Genomic DNA, 16,537 nt, shown 5'->3' on the forward strand with positions numbered 1-16,537 from the left:
AGCCTGCCCAGCCCCGTCTCGACAGGAAGCTGGCTGGGGCGGGAGGATTCGAACCTCCGAATGCCGGTACCAAAAACCGGTGCCTTACCACTTGGCGACGCCCCAGCGGGAAGGCGCGCTTATAGCGGCGCGTTCATGAATGAAAAGGGGCGGATGGGGCAGGATTTTGCCCCATCCGCCGGACCGTCAGAGCGTCCCTTCCGGCAGCGACGCGAAATCGGCGGCGCTGTGGCGTTCGGGCAGGCCATTGGGGCGATTGACCAGTTTGCCGCGCTTCACCGCGGGGCGGGCGTCGATCTCGGCAACCCAGCGGCCGACGGCTTCGTATTCGTGCATCGAAAGGAAGGTCGCCGCATCGCCATAAGCATCGCCGCGGTAGATATTGCCGAGCCAGGGATGCGTGGCGATATCTGCGATGGTGTATTCATCGCCAGCCAGGAAACGGGTTTTCTTGAGCTGGTTGTTGGCGACATCGAACAGGCGCTTGGTTTCCATCGCATAGCGATCGATCGCGTATTCGATCTTGAACGGGGCATAGGCGTAGAAGTGGCCGAAGCCGCCGCCCATGAACGGGGCCGAGCCGACCTGCCAGAACAGCCACGAGAGCACTTCGGCGCGGGCGGGGCCTTCCTTGGGCAGGAAGTGGCCGAACTTTTCGGCAAGGTGCACCAGCATCGCGCCCGATTCGAACAGGCGGAAAGGCTCTGGGCCGCTCTTGTCGAGCATCGCGGGAATCTTGGAATTGGGATTGAGATCGGTAAAGCCGCTGCCGAACTGGTCGCCATCGAAGATCTTGATCAGCCAGGCATCGTATTCTGCGCCGGTGATACCGAGCTCAAGCAGTTCCTCGAGCAGGATCGTGACTTTCTGGCCGTTGGGCGTGCCGAGCGAATAGAGCTGGAACGGGTGCTCGCCGACCGGCAGCTCCACTTCCTTCTGCGCGCCGGCGGTGGGGCGGTTGACGCCGGCAAAGGCGCCGCCGTTCTCCTTGTTCCAGGTCCAGACCTTGGGCGGCACGTATTCTTCGGACATCGGGATCTCCTCGGGGAAGTTTTGCTTGCCACAAGAGTGGCGTTGCAGCGCGCGGATGGCAAGGCGCAGGGGCCGCGCAGATATTCTGCTCGCGCCCCACTTTTTTCTATCGCGAGGTCCGAGGCGGCAGCCAAAAAAATAGGGACAGTCCCTATTTTTCGAGCGCAATCCGCGCCAGTGCCGGGACCAGCTCATCGAAATGGTCAATCACCGCGTCCGCGCCGAGTTCATCTGCCGGCAGATCGTTGAACCCGAAGCGGACCGCGACGACGGGCAGGCCCGCCGCGCGCGCCGCGCCCACATCGAAGGTGGTATCGCCGACAAAGGCGGCGCGGCCACCACCGCAGCGCGCGACCATTTCGTGCAGCATGTCGGGCGCAGGCTTGGCGCGGCCGGGGCCGAGCGTATCGCCGCCGATGATCGTGGCGAAGCGGGAAGTCAGGCCAAGCTCGTCGAACAGGCGGCGGGCGAGGTCCTCGCGCTTGTTGGTGGCGATGGCGAGGTGGACGCCGCGCGCTGCCAGCGCTTCCAGCATGGCCTCGCCGCCGGGGAACAGCGCGGTGTGGCGGGCGATGTTTTCGGCGTAGAAGGCCACCAGCACGTCCTGCAGCGCGGGTACGTCGATCCCTGCTGTGCCGCCGGTTTCGGCCAGCGCGCCGTGCAGCATCTGCCCGGTGCCGCCGCCGATGAAGCGGCGCGCCTCCTCGACCGGAACAGTCGGTCGGCCGATGTGGGCAAGCGCGTGGTTGAGCGCGTGGCCGAGGTCGAGCGCGGTATCGAGCAGCGTGCCATCGAGGTCGAACCCGACGATCTGGAAGGGAAAATCCGTCATGCCGCGCTCCGTGGCGGCACGTTCTGGAAACTGCAAGCAAATGCTGGCAAGGAGCGCGCATGACCGAAGCTTCCTCCCCGCCCGAACGCCCACTCGCCCTTGTTGTCCTCGCCGCCGGCAAGGGCACCCGCATGAAAAGCGACCTGCACAAGGTGCTGCACCCGATCGCCGGGCGGCCCATGCTGATGCACCTGCTGGCGAGCGCCGATGCGCTGGACCCGGCCCGCAAGGTCATAGTGGTGGGCGCGGGGCGCGAGCAGCTGGCAGCTGCGCTGGGCGACAGCGCGGAACTGGCGGTGCAGGATCCGCAGCTCGGCACCGGCCATGCAGTCCAGCAGGCGGAGAGCGCTCTCGCCGGGTTCGCGGGGGATGTGCTGATCCTCTATGGCGATGTGCCGTTCGTGCGCACGGAAACGATGCGGGCGATGCTGGAACGGCTACATGGGCCGGACAATCCGGCAGTCGTGGTGCTGGCCTTTGAGCCTGAGGATGCGCTGCAATATGGCCGGGTGATCGCCGAGAACGGCGTCGTCACCAAGATGGTCGAGCACAAGGATGCGAGCGCCGATGAGCGCGCCTGCCGCCTGTGCAATTCCGGCCTGATGGCGGTACGCGGGGAGGAGCTGTTTGCGCTGCTGGGGCGCGTTGGCAACGACAACGCGCAAGGCGAATACTACCTCACCGATATCGTCAACGTGGCCAATTCCGACGCGCGGGTGTGCGCGGTGGTGCTGACGGACGATCCGGACGAAGTGGCGGGGATCAACAGCCGCGCCGAACTCGCCGAGGCGGAAGGGCGCTGGCAGAAGAAGCGGCGGTTGCAGGCAATGGCGGACGGCGCCAGCCTCGTCGCGCCCGAGACGGTGTGGTTCGCCTGGGATACCCAGCTCGGCCGCGATGTGACGGTGGAGCAGAACGTGGTGTTCGGCCCGGGCGTGACAGTGGCGGACGGCGTGGTGATCCACGCTTTCTGTCATATCGAGGGCGCGCGGCTGGAAAGCGGTGTTTCTGTGGGCCCCTTCGCGCGGCTGCGCCCCGGCGCGGTGCTGGAAGAGAAGGCGCGCGTCGGCAATTTCGTCGAAGTGAAGAACGCGGTGCTCCATGCCGGCGCCAAGGCCAATCACCTGACGTACCTTGGCGATGCCGACGTGGGCGCAGGCGCGAACATCGGCGCGGGCACGATCACCTGCAACTATGATGGCTACTTCAAGTATCGCACCGTGATCGGCGAGCGCGCCTTCATCGGATCGAACTCGGCGCTGATCGCGCCGGTGAAGATCGGGGCGGATGCAATCGTCGCGGCGGGCAGCGCCGTGAGCCGCGACGTGGCTGACGGCGAATTGCGCCTGGTCCGCGCCGAACAGCTGGTCAAGCCCGGCTGGGCCGACCGCTTCCACGACGCGATGAAGCGCAAGAAGGCTGAACGGAAGTAGAGGGGGAGCAAATGTTCACCGTAGTCCCGGCAGCCGAGGAGCATCTCGACGGCTGGGCCACGTTGCGGCACTTGCTGTGGGATGAGTCTTCGCAAGCGGAGCACCGCGAAGAAGCCGAGGAACAACTGGCCGAGCCAGAGCGGTTCTTCAATCTGGTTGCGCTCGATGGAGCAGCAGTCGTCGGCTTTGCCGAAGCGTCGATCCGCCACGAATACGTGAACGGCTGCGAGGATTCCCCGGTGCTGTTCCTCGAAGGCATCTGCGTCGCGCCGGAAGCGAGGCGGCAGGGCCTCGCGCGGCGGCTGGTTGCGGCCGTGGCGGACTGGGGCCGGGCGCAGGGGTGCCGCGAATTCGCTTCCGATACCTGGCATGACGACACCGAAAGCCATGCCTTCCATCTCGCCGCCGGTTTTGCCGAGACCGAGCGGGTGGTCTATTTCCGGCAGGAGCTCTGATCGTGCCTATCGCCCAGCTCAATGTTGCCCGCTTCCGCAAGGCCAAGGCCGATCCCGCCAATCAGCCCTTCATGGACGCGCTCGATCACGTGAACGCGCAGGCGGATGTGGCGGACGGTTTCATCTGGCGGCTGGTTGGTGCCGATGAAACTGGGGGCGATGCCAACGATGCCACCGCGATCGAGGCCGTGGCGGGGGATGCCGATTTCATCGTCAACCTCTCGGTTTGGCGTGATGTGCCCTCGCTGGAAGCCTTTGCCTATCGCCAGGCCGATCACCGCAGTGTTCTGGCAAGGCGCAGTGAGTGGTTCGATCCGATGGAGCCTTCGTTGGCGCTGTGGGAGGTGCCGGAGGGCCATATCCCGAGCGTGGCCGAGGCGCTGGACAAGCTGGCGCAGCTGGGGCGCGACGGGCCGAGTGCGTCCGTCTTCACCTTCCGCTGGTGGCGCGAGAACCGCTAGTAGTACCGCGCCGCAAACCGGTCGATGAAGGCGACGAGGTTGGGCGTTTGGCCGATGGCGCGGCGGACCTCGCTTTCGAAGGGTGCGCGCCAGATGTTGACGAGCTGGGCGTAGACCACCGCGTCGGTCGAGCTGGGCTCCGCGCCGAAGAACCAGTCCGACGCGCCGAGGATATCGGAAAGTGCGTTCACGTCGCGGCGGCCGATGGCGGCGATTTCCGCAGCGCTGTGGATGCCCATGCCGTGGCCTTCGAGCTGCTTCTTCACCCCGCGCCGGGCGATGGGGCCGAGCACGCGGCGCAGCGGCACGGCAAGGCCGCCGAGCACGACATCGCGGAATTGCTGCCAGTTCGCATCGTTCATCCAGCGATCATGGACCATCGTCCAATAGAGATTTTCGTCGATCAGCCGCTGGATCGCCACCGCCGTGCCGCGCTGCGAGGGGGTGAGGTGAGCATCGGGGTCGACGCCGTGGCGCTGCATGAGGTGCGCGATGATGAAGGTCGAATCGCCCAGTTTCTGGCCATCGAGTTCGATCCACGGGGCCTTGCCCTTGGGGCCAGCAAAGGGCGTGGCGGCAGTCATGCTCTCGTGCTGGATGCCGGTCATGCGCAGCCATGCGTCGAGCTTGAGGCAGAACGGGCTGACGGTGGGCAGGCCCCAGGCCCCGGGCAGGTGATAGACCTTGAGCGTGGACGTAGCGGCCATCGTGGGTTCCCCTTCCCGCATCGGCTGTACCGACTTGTTTACGCCTGAAGACTATAGGGGATCGGGGCGGAGACAAGCCCCGACCATTCCTCTTGACATGATATCATGATATGATATCGCGATATCACTATGACACGGATCCTTGCCGACCTGCCCGATGAAGACATCCGTTGGCTCGATGCCCGCGCGGCCGAGCAAGGCAAATCCCGCGCCTCGGTGCTGCGCGATGCGGTGGCTACCTACAAGGCGCAGGCCGCGTCTCAGGGCACGGACTGGATCGATCTGGGTTTCGGTCTGTGGAAGGATCGCACCGATATCGGTGATTCCGTCGAATGGCAGCGGCGCGAGCGAGCATCGTGGACGCGCCCCTGGGATGACGACTACGAGGCGACCAAGGCGGAGTTTCCGGACCTGTTCGATGCCGAAGACGATCGCCAGCGTGCCGTCTATCTCGCAATGCGCGGGTCTGGGTCCAAACCGGAAGATGACGCAGCGTGAGCGACTATGCGTTCGATTCCAACATCGTGATCGATGCACTGCTCGGCTATGATCGCGCGCGGGCCGAGCTCAAGCGCGCGGCCTCGGCGGGACGGCGGCTGTGGCTCAGCCGCATGGCCTGGGTGGAGATTCTCTCGAAAGGCGAAGGCCAGACCCTGCGCGAGACCGAAGCATTCCTTGACCGGTTCGCGATTGACGAAATCGATGTGGAGATCGCGTCGCGCGCAGCAGCCTTGCGGCGCGAACGGCCGCGTTTGAAATCGCCGGACGCGATCATCCTTGCCACCGCACTCACCCGCGGCCGCGTCCTTGTCACCCGCAACACCAAGGATTTCCCGGCCGAGATGCCCGGTATCCGCGTCCCCTATACTCTCTAAGCGAAAGCACCTCCCCATGTGCGGAATTATCGGAATTGTCGGCAAGGAACAGGTGGCGGACCGGCTGGTCGATGGCCTGCGCCGCATGGAATACCGGGGCTATGACAGCGCGGGTATCTGCCTCGTGGCCGATGGCCAGCTGGTGCGCCGCCGGGCCGAGGGCAAGCTGAACAACCTCGTTCTCGAGCTGGCCCGCCATCCGGCCGCAGGCCACATCGGCATTGCCCACACCCGCTGGGCCACCCACGGCGCGCCGACGACCAGCAACGCCCACCCGCACGCGACGGACGAGGTGGCGCTGGTGCACAACGGGATCATCGAAAACTTCAAGCCGCTGCGCGATGCCCTGATCGCGCGCGGCCGCAGGTTCGAGAGCGAGACCGACACCGAAGTCGTCGCGCACCTCGTGTCCGAACAGGTCGAGGCCGGCCTCAGCCCTCAGGATGCGGTCAAGGCCGTGCTGCCCACGCTGCGCGGGGCGTTTGCGCTGGCGATTGCGTTCCGCCAGCATGACGACATGCTGATCGGCGCGCGGCTCGGCTCGCCGCTGGTGGTGGGCTATGGAGAAGGCGAGACCTATCTGGGGTCCGACGCGCTGGCGCTGGCCCCGCTGACCCAGCGGATCACCTATCTGGAAGAGGGCGACTGGGTGGTGATCACGCGCGAGGGCGCGACGATCTACGACGTGAACAACAACCTCGTGACGCGGCCCATCGTGGCTTCGGGCGCGACAGCGGCGGCGATCGAGAAGGGCGAGTTTCGCCACTTCATGCAGAAGGAAATCTTCGAGCAGCCGACCGTGGTGGCGCAGACGCTGCGCAGCTACTTGCGCCGGATCGACCAGACCGTGGCGCTGCCGCAGATCGATTTCGACCTCTCCAGCATCAGCCGCGTGACCATCGTCGCCTGCGGGACGAGCTTCTACGCAGGGATGGTCGCGAAGTACTGGTTCGAGCAGTTCGCGCGCCTGCCCGTCGATATCGATGTGGCGAGCGAGTTCCGCTACCGCGACCCTGTGCTCGAGCCGGGCGGCCTTGCCCTGTTCATCTCGCAGAGCGGCGAGACGGCGGACACACTTGCCGCGCTGCGCCATTGCAAGGCGGAAGGGCAGACCATCGCAGTCGTCGTCAACGTACCGACCAGCTCGATGGCGCGCGAAGCGGATCTGCTGCTGCCGACCCACGCCGGGCCGGAAATCGGCGTCGCCTCGACCAAGGCGTTTACCTGCCAGCTGGCCGTGCTCGCAGCGCTCGCCGCACATCTGGCGGTGAAACGCGGGCGGCTCAGCCGCGAGGAAGAAGCCGATATCGTCAACCAGCTGGCCGAGACTCCCGCCGCTTTGAACGCTGCGCTCAGCCATGACGACGAGATCGCGGCGATGGCCCACCTCATCGCCCCGGCGCGCGATGTGCTCTATCTGGGCCGCGGGCCGGACTATCCGCTGGCGCTGGAAGGCGCGCTGAAGCTCAAGGAAATCAGCTACATCCATGCCGAAGGCTATGCCTCGGGCGAAATGAAGCACGGGCCGATCGCGCTGATCGACGAGGCCGTGCCGGTGATCGTGCTCGCGCCTTCGGGGCCGCTGTTCGAGAAGACCGTGAGCAATATGCAGGAAGTGCGCGCGCGCGGCGGCAAGGTCGTGCTGATTTCGGATGCGGCGGGGATCGAGGAAGCGGGCGAGGGCTGCCTTGCCACGATCGAGATGCCCAAGGTTCACCCGCTGATCGCGCCGCTGGTCTATGCCGTGCCGGTGCAGCTGCTGGCCTATCACGTGGCCGTGGCGAAGGGGACCGATGTGGACCAGCCGCGCAATCTGGCGAAGTCGGTCACCGTCGAATGACCGCAGCGGCCGCGGGCATCGCGGACCATGGCAGGGCTGGAGCGCTCGTGCGCGAGCTGCCGGTCCTGCTGTTCATTGCCGCATGTTCGCTGCTGATCCGCATCTGGTGGATGGACAATCCGGTCGTCGACCACGACGAGCAGTTCTATTCCTACGTCGCCACCGCCATGCTCGACGGGCAGGTGCCCTATGTCGACATCTGGGATCGCAAGCCGGTCGGGCTGTTCCTGCTGTATGAGGGTGCGCATGCGCTGCTTGGGCGCGGGGCCTTCGCCTATCTCGCCATGGCCAACCTGTTTGCCTGCATCGGTGCCTGGCTTGCCTATCGCATGACGGCAGTGCTGGCCGACCGCCGCACCGGCTGGGTCGCCGCGCTGCTTTACCTTCTCGCCATGACCGTGTTCGGATGCCGCGGCGCGCAGAGCGAATTGCTGTTCACGCCGTTCTGCATGGGCATGATGTACCTTGCGATGGTCTATCCGGGGTCGCTGCGGGCGATGGTGCTGGCCATGCTGCTGGGCGGCTTCGCGCTTCAGATCAAGTATACCGCAGCGCCGTTCTGCGCGGTGTTTGCCGCGTTCGTGCTGGTGGAAGACTATCGCCGGGTCCGCGCGGTGCTGCCGGTGCTGGGGCGGGCCTGCCTCTATGCGCTCGCGGGCCTCGCGCCCACGATCGCGATCGGTGCGTGGTATGCGGCTGCGGGCCATTGGGATGACTTCGTCTACGCCAACTTCGTCTCGATCTTCGAACGCAAGACGAGCATCGGACGGTTTCATCCCAAGACCCTGACGGTGATCGCGCCGTTCCTGCTGATGATCGCAGCCGGGGGCTGGGCATGGTTCCGGCTCGGCCAGACCTATCCGCGCCGGGCCAGCGCCCTCGTGGTGGTGATGACGGTGGGCGCGCTCGCCTCGATCTACTTTCCGAGCAATGTGCTGGCCTACTACTACGCCTTCCTTGGCCCGTTCGCGGTACTGCTGGCGGTGCCGTTCTACGATCTGCGCCAGCGCGCCGGGTGGTTCGGCGCGGCGGTGCTGGTCGGGGCGCTAGTCGTCGTGGGGAACTTTCCGCGGAACATTGCCGCCGGCCGCACCGATGTGGCCCAGTTCCATGCCATGGTCGAACGGATCAAGTCGGGCGGCCCGGGCCGCACGCTTTACGTCTTTTCCGGGCCGACGGCGGCCTATGCGGCCACGGACACGCGCCCGAAAGCGAAGTATCCCTTCCCGTTCCACAGTGCCGAATACATGGAGCACGGCGCAGTGGGGCGGCCGCAGGAGCAGATCGTCGCCGAGTTCCTTGCGAAACGCCCGATGTTCATCCTGACGCGGTCCGACCTGAGCATCTACGCGACCTCGTTCACGGCACCGACGGTGATGAATGAGGCTCGCACGCACTACACGCCGGTCGGGGACTACCTGATCCTGGGGGACGGGCTGACCTTGTGGCAGCGGCGGCCCGAGCCTGCGCCGGGCGCGGGCTGACCGCCGGTCAGGCGTCGCCCGCGCTCGCCCGCAACGCCGCGATGTGCTCCGGCCCGATCCCGCAGCACCCCCCGAGGATCGAGGCACCGGCTGCGTGCCACGCCGCGGCGAAGCGCCCATAGCCGTCCGGCGTCAGGTCCTCGCGGATGGGCGTCAGCCCGTTGTTGGCTTCGGCATCGGCGGCCATGGGCGGGAAGGCATTGGCATAGACGCCGATGCGGATGGGGCTGTCCGGCCCCAGTTCGGCATCCGCTGCGCGTACCGCGGCTTCCATCACTTCGGGCTGGCTGCAATTGAACAGCAGCGCCGCCGCGCCGATCTCGTGCGCAAGGCGGGCGGCTTCGGCCACGCTCTCGCCCGAGCGCAGGACCGGCTCGGCGGCCGGCTGCCCATCCTCCAGCGTGAATGAGAGCCACAGCGGCTTGGCCGTGGGCGCGGTGAGCGAGGCGGCCAGCCGCGCTTCGACGAGCGAGGACAAGGTCTCCGCAAGCCAGTGGTCGATGCTGGGCGCGAGCGCTGCGACGAGGACTTCGAGCACTGGGCGGGCACGGTCGAGATCGACGAGATCGGGGCGGTAAGATCCGCAGATGGGCGGCAGCGATCCCGCGACATGCACCTTTCGTCCCGCGGACTCTTGTGCCGAATCAGCGACTTCGCGCGCCAGCCGTCCGGCACGGGACGCGAGCGCGGCGCCCTGCTCGGCAAAGCGTTGCTCACCGATATGAAAGGGGACGACGGCATAGGAATTGGTCGTGATCACGTCCGCCCCGGCCGCGACATAGGCGCGGTGGACGGCGCTGACGAACTGCGGCCCCTCGATCAGCGCGAGCGCCGACCATTCGGGCTGGCGGAAGGGCGCACCGCTGCGGGCAAGTTCGCGGCCGGTGCCGCCATCGAGGATCAGGAGGGGGGCAGTCATGGTCGGGACGAAACTCGCGCTAAGGGTGGCGTGTGGGCGCTAGCACGGTGCCCGGCAAAGCGGCAGGGGCAAGCTGCAGGGGCCACAGCGTGAAGGTAAAAAAATCCCAATGGAAATTCGTTACGAAACGGGCTTGTGCCCGTTGTTTCAGGCGCTTGAAAAACATCCGGAAAGGCGCAGCTCGTGGTGGAACACGCCACCTGCTTACCATTGCGCAAGGTTTCCCCACTAAGCCGCGAAGTGTGACGCGAACCACCGATCAAACCTTGCCCGCCCTGCCGCGGGAACTTCCGGCGATGGCCGTGCTGGGCCTCTCTGATTCGGCGGAAGGCGATTGGGGACGGCTGCGCGGATTGCAGTATTCCGGCCTCGCCCGGCTCACCCGCCCCAGGCTGGTAGCCCATGGGCTCGCAGCCATGCTCGTCGTTCAGGCGCTGTGGGGGGCAATCCCGTTTGCGGTGCTGCTGGGCTGGGCCGTGGCGCTCGCCGGGGTGCTGGCCTGGGGCGCAAGCTTCGACCGCACGCTCGAAGATGCCGATCGCCGCCGGATGACCCGGCACGAAATTCACCGCCACACCGTGTGCACCGTTGCGGCGGGTCTGGTGTGGGTCTTGCCGATCCTCGTCATGTCGCCTTTCGCCTCGCCCGAGCAGCGGCTGCTGGTCTGGACGATCATGGCGATGCTGATGGCCGGCACGGCGCTGGCCTTCGCTGCCGTTCCGCTCGGCGCGGTGCTGTTCAACGCGATCCTTGGCGCGGCGAGCGTCGTGGTGTTTGTCTTCTTCGGCAAAGTGACGGCGGCGGCTGCGGCAGTGACTTTCGTGATTTTCCTCTGGGTCGGCAGCCTCGAGGCGGCGCGCATGTTCCTCGCCGGCAAGGTCGCCGAAGCGGGCGTCGCGGAAAAGAGCGAGGTCGTCTCGCTGCTGCTGCGCGAGTTCGAGGAAGGCGAGGCGGACTGGCTGTGGCAGACCGATTCCAACCGCCGCGTCCGCGCCGCGAGCCCCCGCTTTGCCTTCGCGCTGGGCGAGGATCCCGAAGACATCGACGGCAAGCCGCTGATCCAGCTGATCGCCGGGTCGGCATGGGAAAGCGGGCATTTCCATTCCTCCCTGCATGATCTGGCCGAACGGCTGAAGCGGCGCGAGAGCTTTTCGAACCTGCTGGTCCACGTAACCCTGCACGGCAATTACCGCTGGTGGGAGCTCTCCGCTTCGCCGCGATTTAACGACAACGGCAATTTCATCGGCTTCCGCGGTGTCGGTTCGGACGTAACCGAGCAGCGCGAGAGCGCCGACAAGATCGCCTATCTCGCCCGCTACGACACGCTGACCGGCCTGCCCAACCGCCTGATGCTGACCGAGACGCTGGGCGAGGCGATGTGCGAGGCGGACCGCTGGCGGATGCGCTGCGGTTTCATGATGATCGACCTCGACCGGTTCAAGGCGGTCAACGATACGCTTGGGCACCTCGTCGGCGACCAGCTGCTCGCCAAGGTTTCGGACCGGCTGAAGTCGCTGATGAGCGAGAACGAGCTGTGCGGGCGCCTCGGCGGTGACGAGTTTGCCATCGTGGTGCGCGATACCGGCGACGGGACGCGGATCCGCGAAGTGGCCTACGCGGTGATCACTGCGCTTTCGCAGCCTTACGAGATCGATCACCACACGCTGTATGTCGGCGCGAGCGTCGGCTCGGCGATCGGGCCGCGCGATGGCGCGACCGTCGAGACGCTGATGCGCAATGCCGACCTCGCACTCTACCGCGCCAAGGACGAGGGCGGCGGGCTGCACTTCGATTACGAGCCTTCGCTGCATGCGCATGCCGAGGAGCGGCGCAAGCTGGAGTTCGCGCTGCGCCACGCGCTGGAGCGCGGGGAATTCACGCTGGCCTATCAGCCGGTGGTCGATGCGATTACCGAGGCGCCGGTGAGTTTCGAGGCGCTGCTGCGCTGGCATTCGGCGGACCATGGCCCGATCAGTCCCGCGAAGTTCATTCCGCTCGCCGAAGACACCCGGCTCATCGTGCCGATTGGCGAATGGGTGCTGCGCACCGCGTGCTTCGAAGCGATGAACTGGCCGGACCCGATCAAGGTGGCAGTCAACGTTTCGGGCGAGCAGCTGCTTGATCCCAGCTTCGCCGAAGTGGTGGTGAGCGCGCTCGCCGCCAGCGGCCTGCCGCCACACCGGCTTGAGATCGAGGTGACCGAAAGCATTTTCGTGCGCGACGGGACGGCGGCGCAGCAGACGCTGGAGCGGATCATGTCGCTGGGCTGCGGCGTGGCGCTTGACGATTTCGGGACGGGCTATTCCTCGCTGGGTTACCTCCGGAAACTGCGGTTCTCGACGATCAAGGTGGACCGCAGCTTCGTGCAGGGCGCCGCGAAGGACAATCCCGAGAGCCTTGCCATCGTGCGCGCCGTGGTGGCGATGGCCGACGCGCTTGAGATGTCGACGACCGCCGAAGGTGTCGAGACCGAAGAAGAACTGGCCAAGATCCGCCAGCTTGGCTGCAAGAAGATCCAAGGCTACTACTTCGGCCGCCCAATGACCGCGCGCGACGCGGCCGGGCTGTTCGATACGCTGGAGTGGCGCCGCCAGCTTGCCTGAGATCAGGCCGCTACGCCGAGGCCTGCCAGCACGCTTTCAAACAAGGCCCGGCCGTCGCTGCCGCCCTGCGCGGGTTCGATCATGCGTTCGGGGTGCGGCATCATGCCGAGCACGTTGCCAGAAGCATTGAGCACACCCGCGATATCGCGCTGCGAGCCGTTGACGGGCTCGCCATAGCGGAAGGCGACGCGGCCTTCGCCTTCGAGGCGGTCCAGCGTTTCGGCATCGGCGAAGTAGTTGCCATCGTGGTGCGCGACGGGGATCGTGATGCGCTGGCCGGCGGTGTAGCGCGCGGTGAACAGCGACTGGTTGTTTTCAACGACGAGCGGCACATCGCGGCAGACGAAGCGGATGCCGGCGTTGCGCATCAGCGCGCCGGGGAGCAGCCCGGCTTCGGTGAGGACCTGAAAGCCGTTGCACACGCCGAGCACGGTGACACCGCGATGGGCGGCGGCGACAACCGCCTGCATCACCGGCGAGCGCGCGGCCATCGCGCCCGAGCGCAGATAGTCACCATAGGAAAAGCCGCCGGGCAGCGCGATGAAATCGAGGCCCGCAGGCAGTTCGGCATCGCCGTGCCACACGCGGTGGACCGTGCCACCGGTAATCTTCTCGATCGCCACCGCCATGTCACGGTCGCAGTTGGAGCCGGGGAAGGTGATGACAGCGGCGGTGAAGGGCATGGGCTGGGCTTTCGGTGTCTGGTGTCTCGACTTCGCTCGACACGAACGGGGGGAGTCGTTCCGGTTCCTGCTCAGGCGACCTTTTCGATGCGGAAGTTTTCGATCACCTGGTTGGCGAGGAGCTTGCGGCACATCTCGTCCAGCGCGGCGTCGGTGGTGCTGTCGGCCACGTCCATCTCGATCAGGCGGCCGGCGCGCACATCGTTGACGCCTTCGAAGCCGAGGCCTTCGAGCGCGTGATGAATGGCGCGGCCCTGGGGATCGAGCACGCCGTTCTTGAGGCTGACGTGGACGCGAACTTTCATGGGTGAAGAGCCTTTCGTGGCGGCGAAGGGAAGATTCGCGTGCGCCTATGCTCCGGCGCGCGGCCAAGCGCAAGTTGGCGGCAAGTTGACACGGTTGACACAGTCCTGAGTGAAAACCCGGCGGCCCCGGCGGGCAGGACATGCGCGGCTGCCGAAGCGGCGTGGAAGCGACGAAAAATGGCGGAAATGCGCAACATGGAGCCACCATACCAGATCGCCGCGATGTAGGAAAATCGGCCCGAAACGCGCCGCTACCGACTTTTAAATAACAGACGCGTCTGTTATTTATTCGGCCATGGCCCGAGTCACACCTCCCGATCGCGATGACCGCATCCTCGATGCAGCGCGCGAAGCCTTCGCCACGCGCGGATTTGCCGCGACGACGATGGAAGACATTGCGCAGCGGGTGGGGATCAGCCGCAGCGCGATCTACAGCCGGTTCGAGAGCAAGGAGGCGCTGTTTCGCGCGCTGGTGGAGGGGCTGATCGGGCACGTGCTGCCCGAGGCCATGCCCGATCTTGCGGGCACCAGCGCTCCCGACGCGCTGCGGCGGTTCATCCACGTGGTGATGGTGCGGCTGGGCAGCGGCAACATTGCCTTTCTGCCGCGCCTGATCATCGGCGAGGGGCAGGCCTTTCCCGATCTGGTGAAGTTCTACCACGACCATGCGATCACCCGCGTGCTCGGCGCGATCGAGGCGATCATCCGCCACGGCGTGGCGCGCGGCGAGTTCGTCTGCGCCAATCCTGCGCTGGCGGCGCGCAGCGTGGCGGGCGGCATGATCTTTTCCGCGCTGTGGCGGATCGTGTTCGAGCCGGTGGGCGCGGAGCCGCTCTATATCGAGGCGATGGCGGTGAGCCATGCGGAGGTGCTGCTGAAGGGGCTGACGGCCCGGGGAGATTTCGCATGAGCCTGCGCGCGCGCCTGCCGATCCTGCTGTTGCTGGCCGCGCTGGGGGGTGTGGCCGTGTGGTTCTTCACGCGCAGCAGCGCACCCGATCCGTGGCTCGGCTATGTCGAGGGTGAGGCGCTATATGTGGCCGCGCCGGTTTCAGGCACGCTGGCCAGCCGGCCAGTGGAGCGCGGCGGGCGGGTGAACGCAGGCGCAGCGCTGTTTGCGCTCGATCCGCGCAGCGCGGATGCGAGCGCGGCGCAGGCGGCGGCGCAAGTGCAATCGGCGCAGGCTTCGCTCAGCGATCTGGGCGCGGCGCGCGAGCGGACGCCCGAGATCGACGTGGCGCGCGCGGCAGAGGCTTCGGCGCGGGCGCAGCTGGTGCGGGCGGAAGCGGACTTCCGCCGCTTTGCGGACCTTTCGGCAAAAGGCTTTGCCAGCCGCACGCAATTGGATGCGGCGCGCGCGGCGCGGGACAGCGCGGCAGCGCAAGTGGCCCAGGCGCAGGCACAGCAGCGCAGCGGCGCGCTCAGTGTGGGGCGCGGTACGCAGCAGGCTGCGGCTGCTGCGCAGGTCGAGGGTGCGAAGGCGGCGCTGGCGGCCGAGGCGCGGCGGCGGCAGGAAATCGCGCCGACCTCCCCGGCGAGCGGGCAGATCGAGCAGACCTATTTCAACCCCGGCGAATGGGTGCCGGCAAACCAGCCGGTCGTCTCGATCATTCCGGATGACAAGCGCAAGATCCGTTTCTTCGTGCCGCAGGACAAGGTGGCGGGGCTGCGCATGGGGCAGGCAGTGCGCTTTACTTGCGATGGCTGCGGGGCGGAGCGGACGGCGACGGTGCGCTTCATCGCGCCGCGCGCGGAATATACGCCGCCGGTGATCTATAGCGAGCATGCGCGCGCGAAGCTGGTGTTCATGGTCGAGGCCATGCTGCCGACAAACCAGCCGCTGCCGCTAGGGCTGCCGGTGGCGGTGAGCGCAAAATGAACCTGCCCCTCCACCATCCTGCGGATGGTCCCCCTCCCCGTTCCGGGGAGGAACTGGTGATCGATGTGCGGGGGCTGACCAAGCGGTTTGGCGGGCGGACCGTGGTCGATGCGGTCGATCTGGCGGTGGCGCGGGGGCGGATTTGCGGGTTTCTGGGGCCGAACGGATCGGGCAAGACAACGACCTTGCGGATGATCTGCGGGCTGCTGATCCCCGATGCGGGCGAGGGCACCGTGCTGGGCGAGGACCTGCGCACGCGGCGCAGCGCGATCAAGGCGCGCGTGGGATACATGACGCAGAAGTTCGGGCTGTTTTCGGACCTGACGATTGCGGAGAATCTGGAGTTCTTTGCGCGGGTGCATGGGCTGGACCGGCGGCGCGAGCGCGTGGCGGAGGCGCTGGAGCAGCTGGGGCTGACGAGCCGCGGCGATCAGCTGGCGGGCAAGCTTTCGGGCGGATGGAAGCAGCGCCTCGCGCTCGCGGCCTGCGTGCTGCACGGGCCGGAAATCCTGCTGCTGGACGAGCCGACCGCAGGCGTCGATCCGCAGGCGCGGCGCGAGTTCTGGGAGCAGATTCATGGGCTGGCGGCGGGCGGGATGACCGTGCTCGTCTCCACGCACTATATGGACGAGGCCGAGCGCTGCCACGAGATCGCCTATATCGCCTATGGGCGGATGCTGGCGCGGGGGAGCATTGCCGAAGTGGTCGCGGGCTCGGGCCTCAAGGCGCTGCAAGGCGAAGGGCCGGGTGCAGACCGGCTGGCGGCGGCGATCGAGGCGCGGCCCGGAGTGGCGATGGCGGCGCCCTTTGGCACGGCGCTGCATGTTTGCGGGCCGGATCTGGCGGCGCTGCATGAAGCGGTGGCGCCGTGGGCGGGGACGATTGCGTTCCGCGAGGCGAGTCCGAGTTTGGAGGACGTATTCATCCACCTGATGCGCGGGGCCGAGGACAACTCGGTGGTGGTGCACGCATGAGGGTGTTTTTGAGCTTTTCGCGCAGAGGCGGAGGGGCGCGGAGAAGAGAAGTGGTT

General features: G+C 66.7%; 17 protein-coding genes and 1 tRNA gene. 11 read left to right on the forward strand and 7 right to left on the reverse strand.

The annotated features are described in order from the left end of the window. Positions 1 to 30 precede the first annotated feature (30 nt). The 3 genes from ACODS2_RS03715 to ACODS2_RS03725 all read right to left on the reverse strand — a co-directional run bounded on the left by ACODS2_RS03715 (position 31) and on the right by ACODS2_RS03725 (position 1,864). Positions 31 to 105, reverse strand: a tRNA-Gln gene (locus tag ACODS2_RS03715). 81 nt (positions 106 to 186) lie between these two features. Then, positions 187 to 1,032 (reverse strand): glutathione-dependent disulfide-bond oxidoreductase, encoded by an 846-nt coding sequence (gene yghU / locus ACODS2_RS03720; protein ID WP_488997611.1) that lies wholly within the window; start codon positions 1,030 to 1,032, stop codon positions 187 to 189. Positions 1,033 to 1,183: 151 nt separating this feature from the next. Beyond that, positions 1,184 to 1,864 carry an HAD-IA family hydrolase gene (locus tag ACODS2_RS03725; protein ID WP_488997612.1) on the reverse strand — a complete coding sequence of 227 codons (681 nt, stop codon included), beginning with the start codon at positions 1,862 to 1,864 and terminating at the stop codon, positions 1,184 to 1,186. Positions 1,865 to 1,923: 59 nt separating this feature from the next. Here ACODS2_RS03725 and glmU point away from each other — a divergent pair, with 59 nt between their 5' ends. Genes glmU through ACODS2_RS03740 form a run of 3 tightly spaced genes read left to right on the forward strand, consistent with a single transcriptional unit; the run spans position 1,924 to position 4,213 of the window. Next, the gene (gene glmU / locus ACODS2_RS03730) at positions 1,924 to 3,297 is read left to right on the forward strand and encodes a bifunctional UDP-N-acetylglucosamine diphosphorylase/glucosamine-1-phosphate N-acetyltransferase GlmU (RefSeq protein ID WP_488997613.1); all 1,374 of its coding nucleotides are present in this window, start codon (positions 1,924 to 1,926) and stop codon (positions 3,295 to 3,297) included. Between the two features lie 11 nt (positions 3,298 to 3,308). After that, positions 3,309 to 3,752: an aminoglycoside 6'-N-acetyltransferase gene (aac(6'), locus tag ACODS2_RS03735; RefSeq protein WP_488997614.1), complete on the forward strand. Its 444-nt coding sequence runs from the start codon at positions 3,309 to 3,311 to the stop codon at positions 3,750 to 3,752. 2 nt (positions 3,753 to 3,754) lie between these two features. Next, on the forward strand, positions 3,755 to 4,213 hold the full coding sequence (locus ACODS2_RS03740) for a DUF3291 domain-containing protein (RefSeq protein ID WP_488997615.1): 459 nt from the start codon (positions 3,755 to 3,757) through the stop codon (positions 4,211 to 4,213). Here ACODS2_RS03740 and ACODS2_RS03745 read toward each other — a convergent pair. After that, positions 4,210 to 4,920, reverse strand: coding sequence for a glutathione S-transferase family protein (locus tag ACODS2_RS03745; protein ID WP_488997616.1), 711 nt, complete (start codon positions 4,918 to 4,920; stop codon positions 4,210 to 4,212). The two genes, ACODS2_RS03740 and ACODS2_RS03745, sit on opposite strands and share 4 nt — an antisense overlap. Before the next feature lie 129 nt (positions 4,921 to 5,049). On the opposite strand from ACODS2_RS03745, the gene ACODS2_RS03750 reads away from it, so the two are divergent. Genes ACODS2_RS03750 through ACODS2_RS03765 form a run of 4 tightly spaced genes read left to right on the forward strand, consistent with a single transcriptional unit; the run spans position 5,050 to position 9,119 of the window. Continuing rightward, positions 5,050 to 5,418 carry a ribbon-helix-helix protein, CopG family gene (locus tag ACODS2_RS03750; RefSeq protein ID WP_488997617.1) on the forward strand — a complete coding sequence of 123 codons (369 nt, stop codon included), beginning with the start codon at positions 5,050 to 5,052 and terminating at the stop codon, positions 5,416 to 5,418. Beyond that, on the forward strand, positions 5,415 to 5,795 hold the full coding sequence (locus ACODS2_RS03755) for a PIN domain-containing protein (RefSeq protein WP_298173252.1): 381 nt from the start codon (positions 5,415 to 5,417) through the stop codon (positions 5,793 to 5,795). The genes ACODS2_RS03750 and ACODS2_RS03755 overlap by 4 nt, the downstream gene beginning before the upstream one ends. A gap of 16 nt (positions 5,796 to 5,811) precedes the next feature. Then, positions 5,812 to 7,635, forward strand: a complete 1,824-nt coding sequence (gene glmS, locus ACODS2_RS03760; protein ID WP_488997618.1) for a glutamine--fructose-6-phosphate transaminase (isomerizing) — start codon at positions 5,812 to 5,814, stop codon at positions 7,633 to 7,635. Continuing rightward, on the forward strand, positions 7,632 to 9,119 hold the full coding sequence (locus tag ACODS2_RS03765; RefSeq protein ID WP_488997619.1) for an ArnT family glycosyltransferase: 1,488 nt from the start codon (positions 7,632 to 7,634) through the stop codon (positions 9,117 to 9,119). The genes glmS and ACODS2_RS03765 overlap by 4 nt, the downstream gene beginning before the upstream one ends. 7 nt (positions 9,120 to 9,126) lie before the next feature. Here the strand turns inward: ACODS2_RS03765 and ACODS2_RS03770 are convergent, their stop codons facing one another. Beyond that, a complete protein-coding gene (locus ACODS2_RS03770; protein ID WP_488997620.1) occupies positions 9,127 to 10,038 on the reverse strand; it encodes a homocysteine S-methyltransferase family protein in 912 nt (303 codons plus the stop codon). A 296-nt stretch (positions 10,039 to 10,334) separates the two neighbouring features. Here ACODS2_RS03770 and ACODS2_RS03775 point away from each other — a divergent pair, with 296 nt between their 5' ends. Next, the gene (locus tag ACODS2_RS03775; RefSeq protein ID WP_488997621.1) at positions 10,335 to 12,641 is read left to right on the forward strand and encodes a putative bifunctional diguanylate cyclase/phosphodiesterase; all 2,307 of its coding nucleotides are present in this window, start codon (positions 10,335 to 10,337) and stop codon (positions 12,639 to 12,641) included. 2 nt (positions 12,642 to 12,643) lie between these two features. On the opposite strand, the gene purQ is transcribed toward ACODS2_RS03775, so the two are convergent. Together purQ and purS are read right to left on the reverse strand one after the other, a co-directional pair. Continuing rightward, positions 12,644 to 13,324, reverse strand: a complete 681-nt coding sequence (gene purQ / locus ACODS2_RS03780; protein ID WP_488997622.1) for a phosphoribosylformylglycinamidine synthase subunit PurQ — start codon at positions 13,322 to 13,324, stop codon at positions 12,644 to 12,646. Positions 13,325 to 13,395: 71 nt separating this feature from the next. Next, positions 13,396 to 13,629 carry a phosphoribosylformylglycinamidine synthase subunit PurS gene (purS, locus tag ACODS2_RS03785; RefSeq protein ID WP_298173233.1) on the reverse strand — a complete coding sequence of 78 codons (234 nt, stop codon included), beginning with the start codon at positions 13,627 to 13,629 and terminating at the stop codon, positions 13,396 to 13,398. 295 nt (positions 13,630 to 13,924) lie between these two features. Between purS and ACODS2_RS03790 the strand changes: the two genes are divergently transcribed. From ACODS2_RS03790 to ACODS2_RS03800, 3 genes are read left to right on the forward strand one after another with little or no spacing between them, the layout of a single operon-like run. Further along, positions 13,925 to 14,539 (forward strand): TetR/AcrR family transcriptional regulator, encoded by a 615-nt coding sequence (locus tag ACODS2_RS03790; RefSeq protein WP_488997623.1) that lies wholly within the window; start codon positions 13,925 to 13,927, stop codon positions 14,537 to 14,539. Next, complete coding sequence (locus ACODS2_RS03795; RefSeq protein ID WP_488997624.1) at positions 14,536 to 15,507, forward strand: HlyD family secretion protein; 972 nt, start codon at positions 14,536 to 14,538, stop codon at positions 15,505 to 15,507. Before ACODS2_RS03790 ends, ACODS2_RS03795 begins: the two co-directional genes overlap by 4 nt. Continuing rightward, positions 15,504 to 16,481 carry an ABC transporter ATP-binding protein gene (locus ACODS2_RS03800; protein ID WP_488997625.1) on the forward strand — a complete coding sequence of 326 codons (978 nt, stop codon included), beginning with the start codon at positions 15,504 to 15,506 and terminating at the stop codon, positions 16,479 to 16,481. Before ACODS2_RS03795 ends, ACODS2_RS03800 begins: the two co-directional genes overlap by 4 nt. Positions 16,482 to 16,537 lie beyond the last annotated feature (56 nt).

Source organism: Novosphingobium sp. FG137 (genome assembly GCF_057809735.1).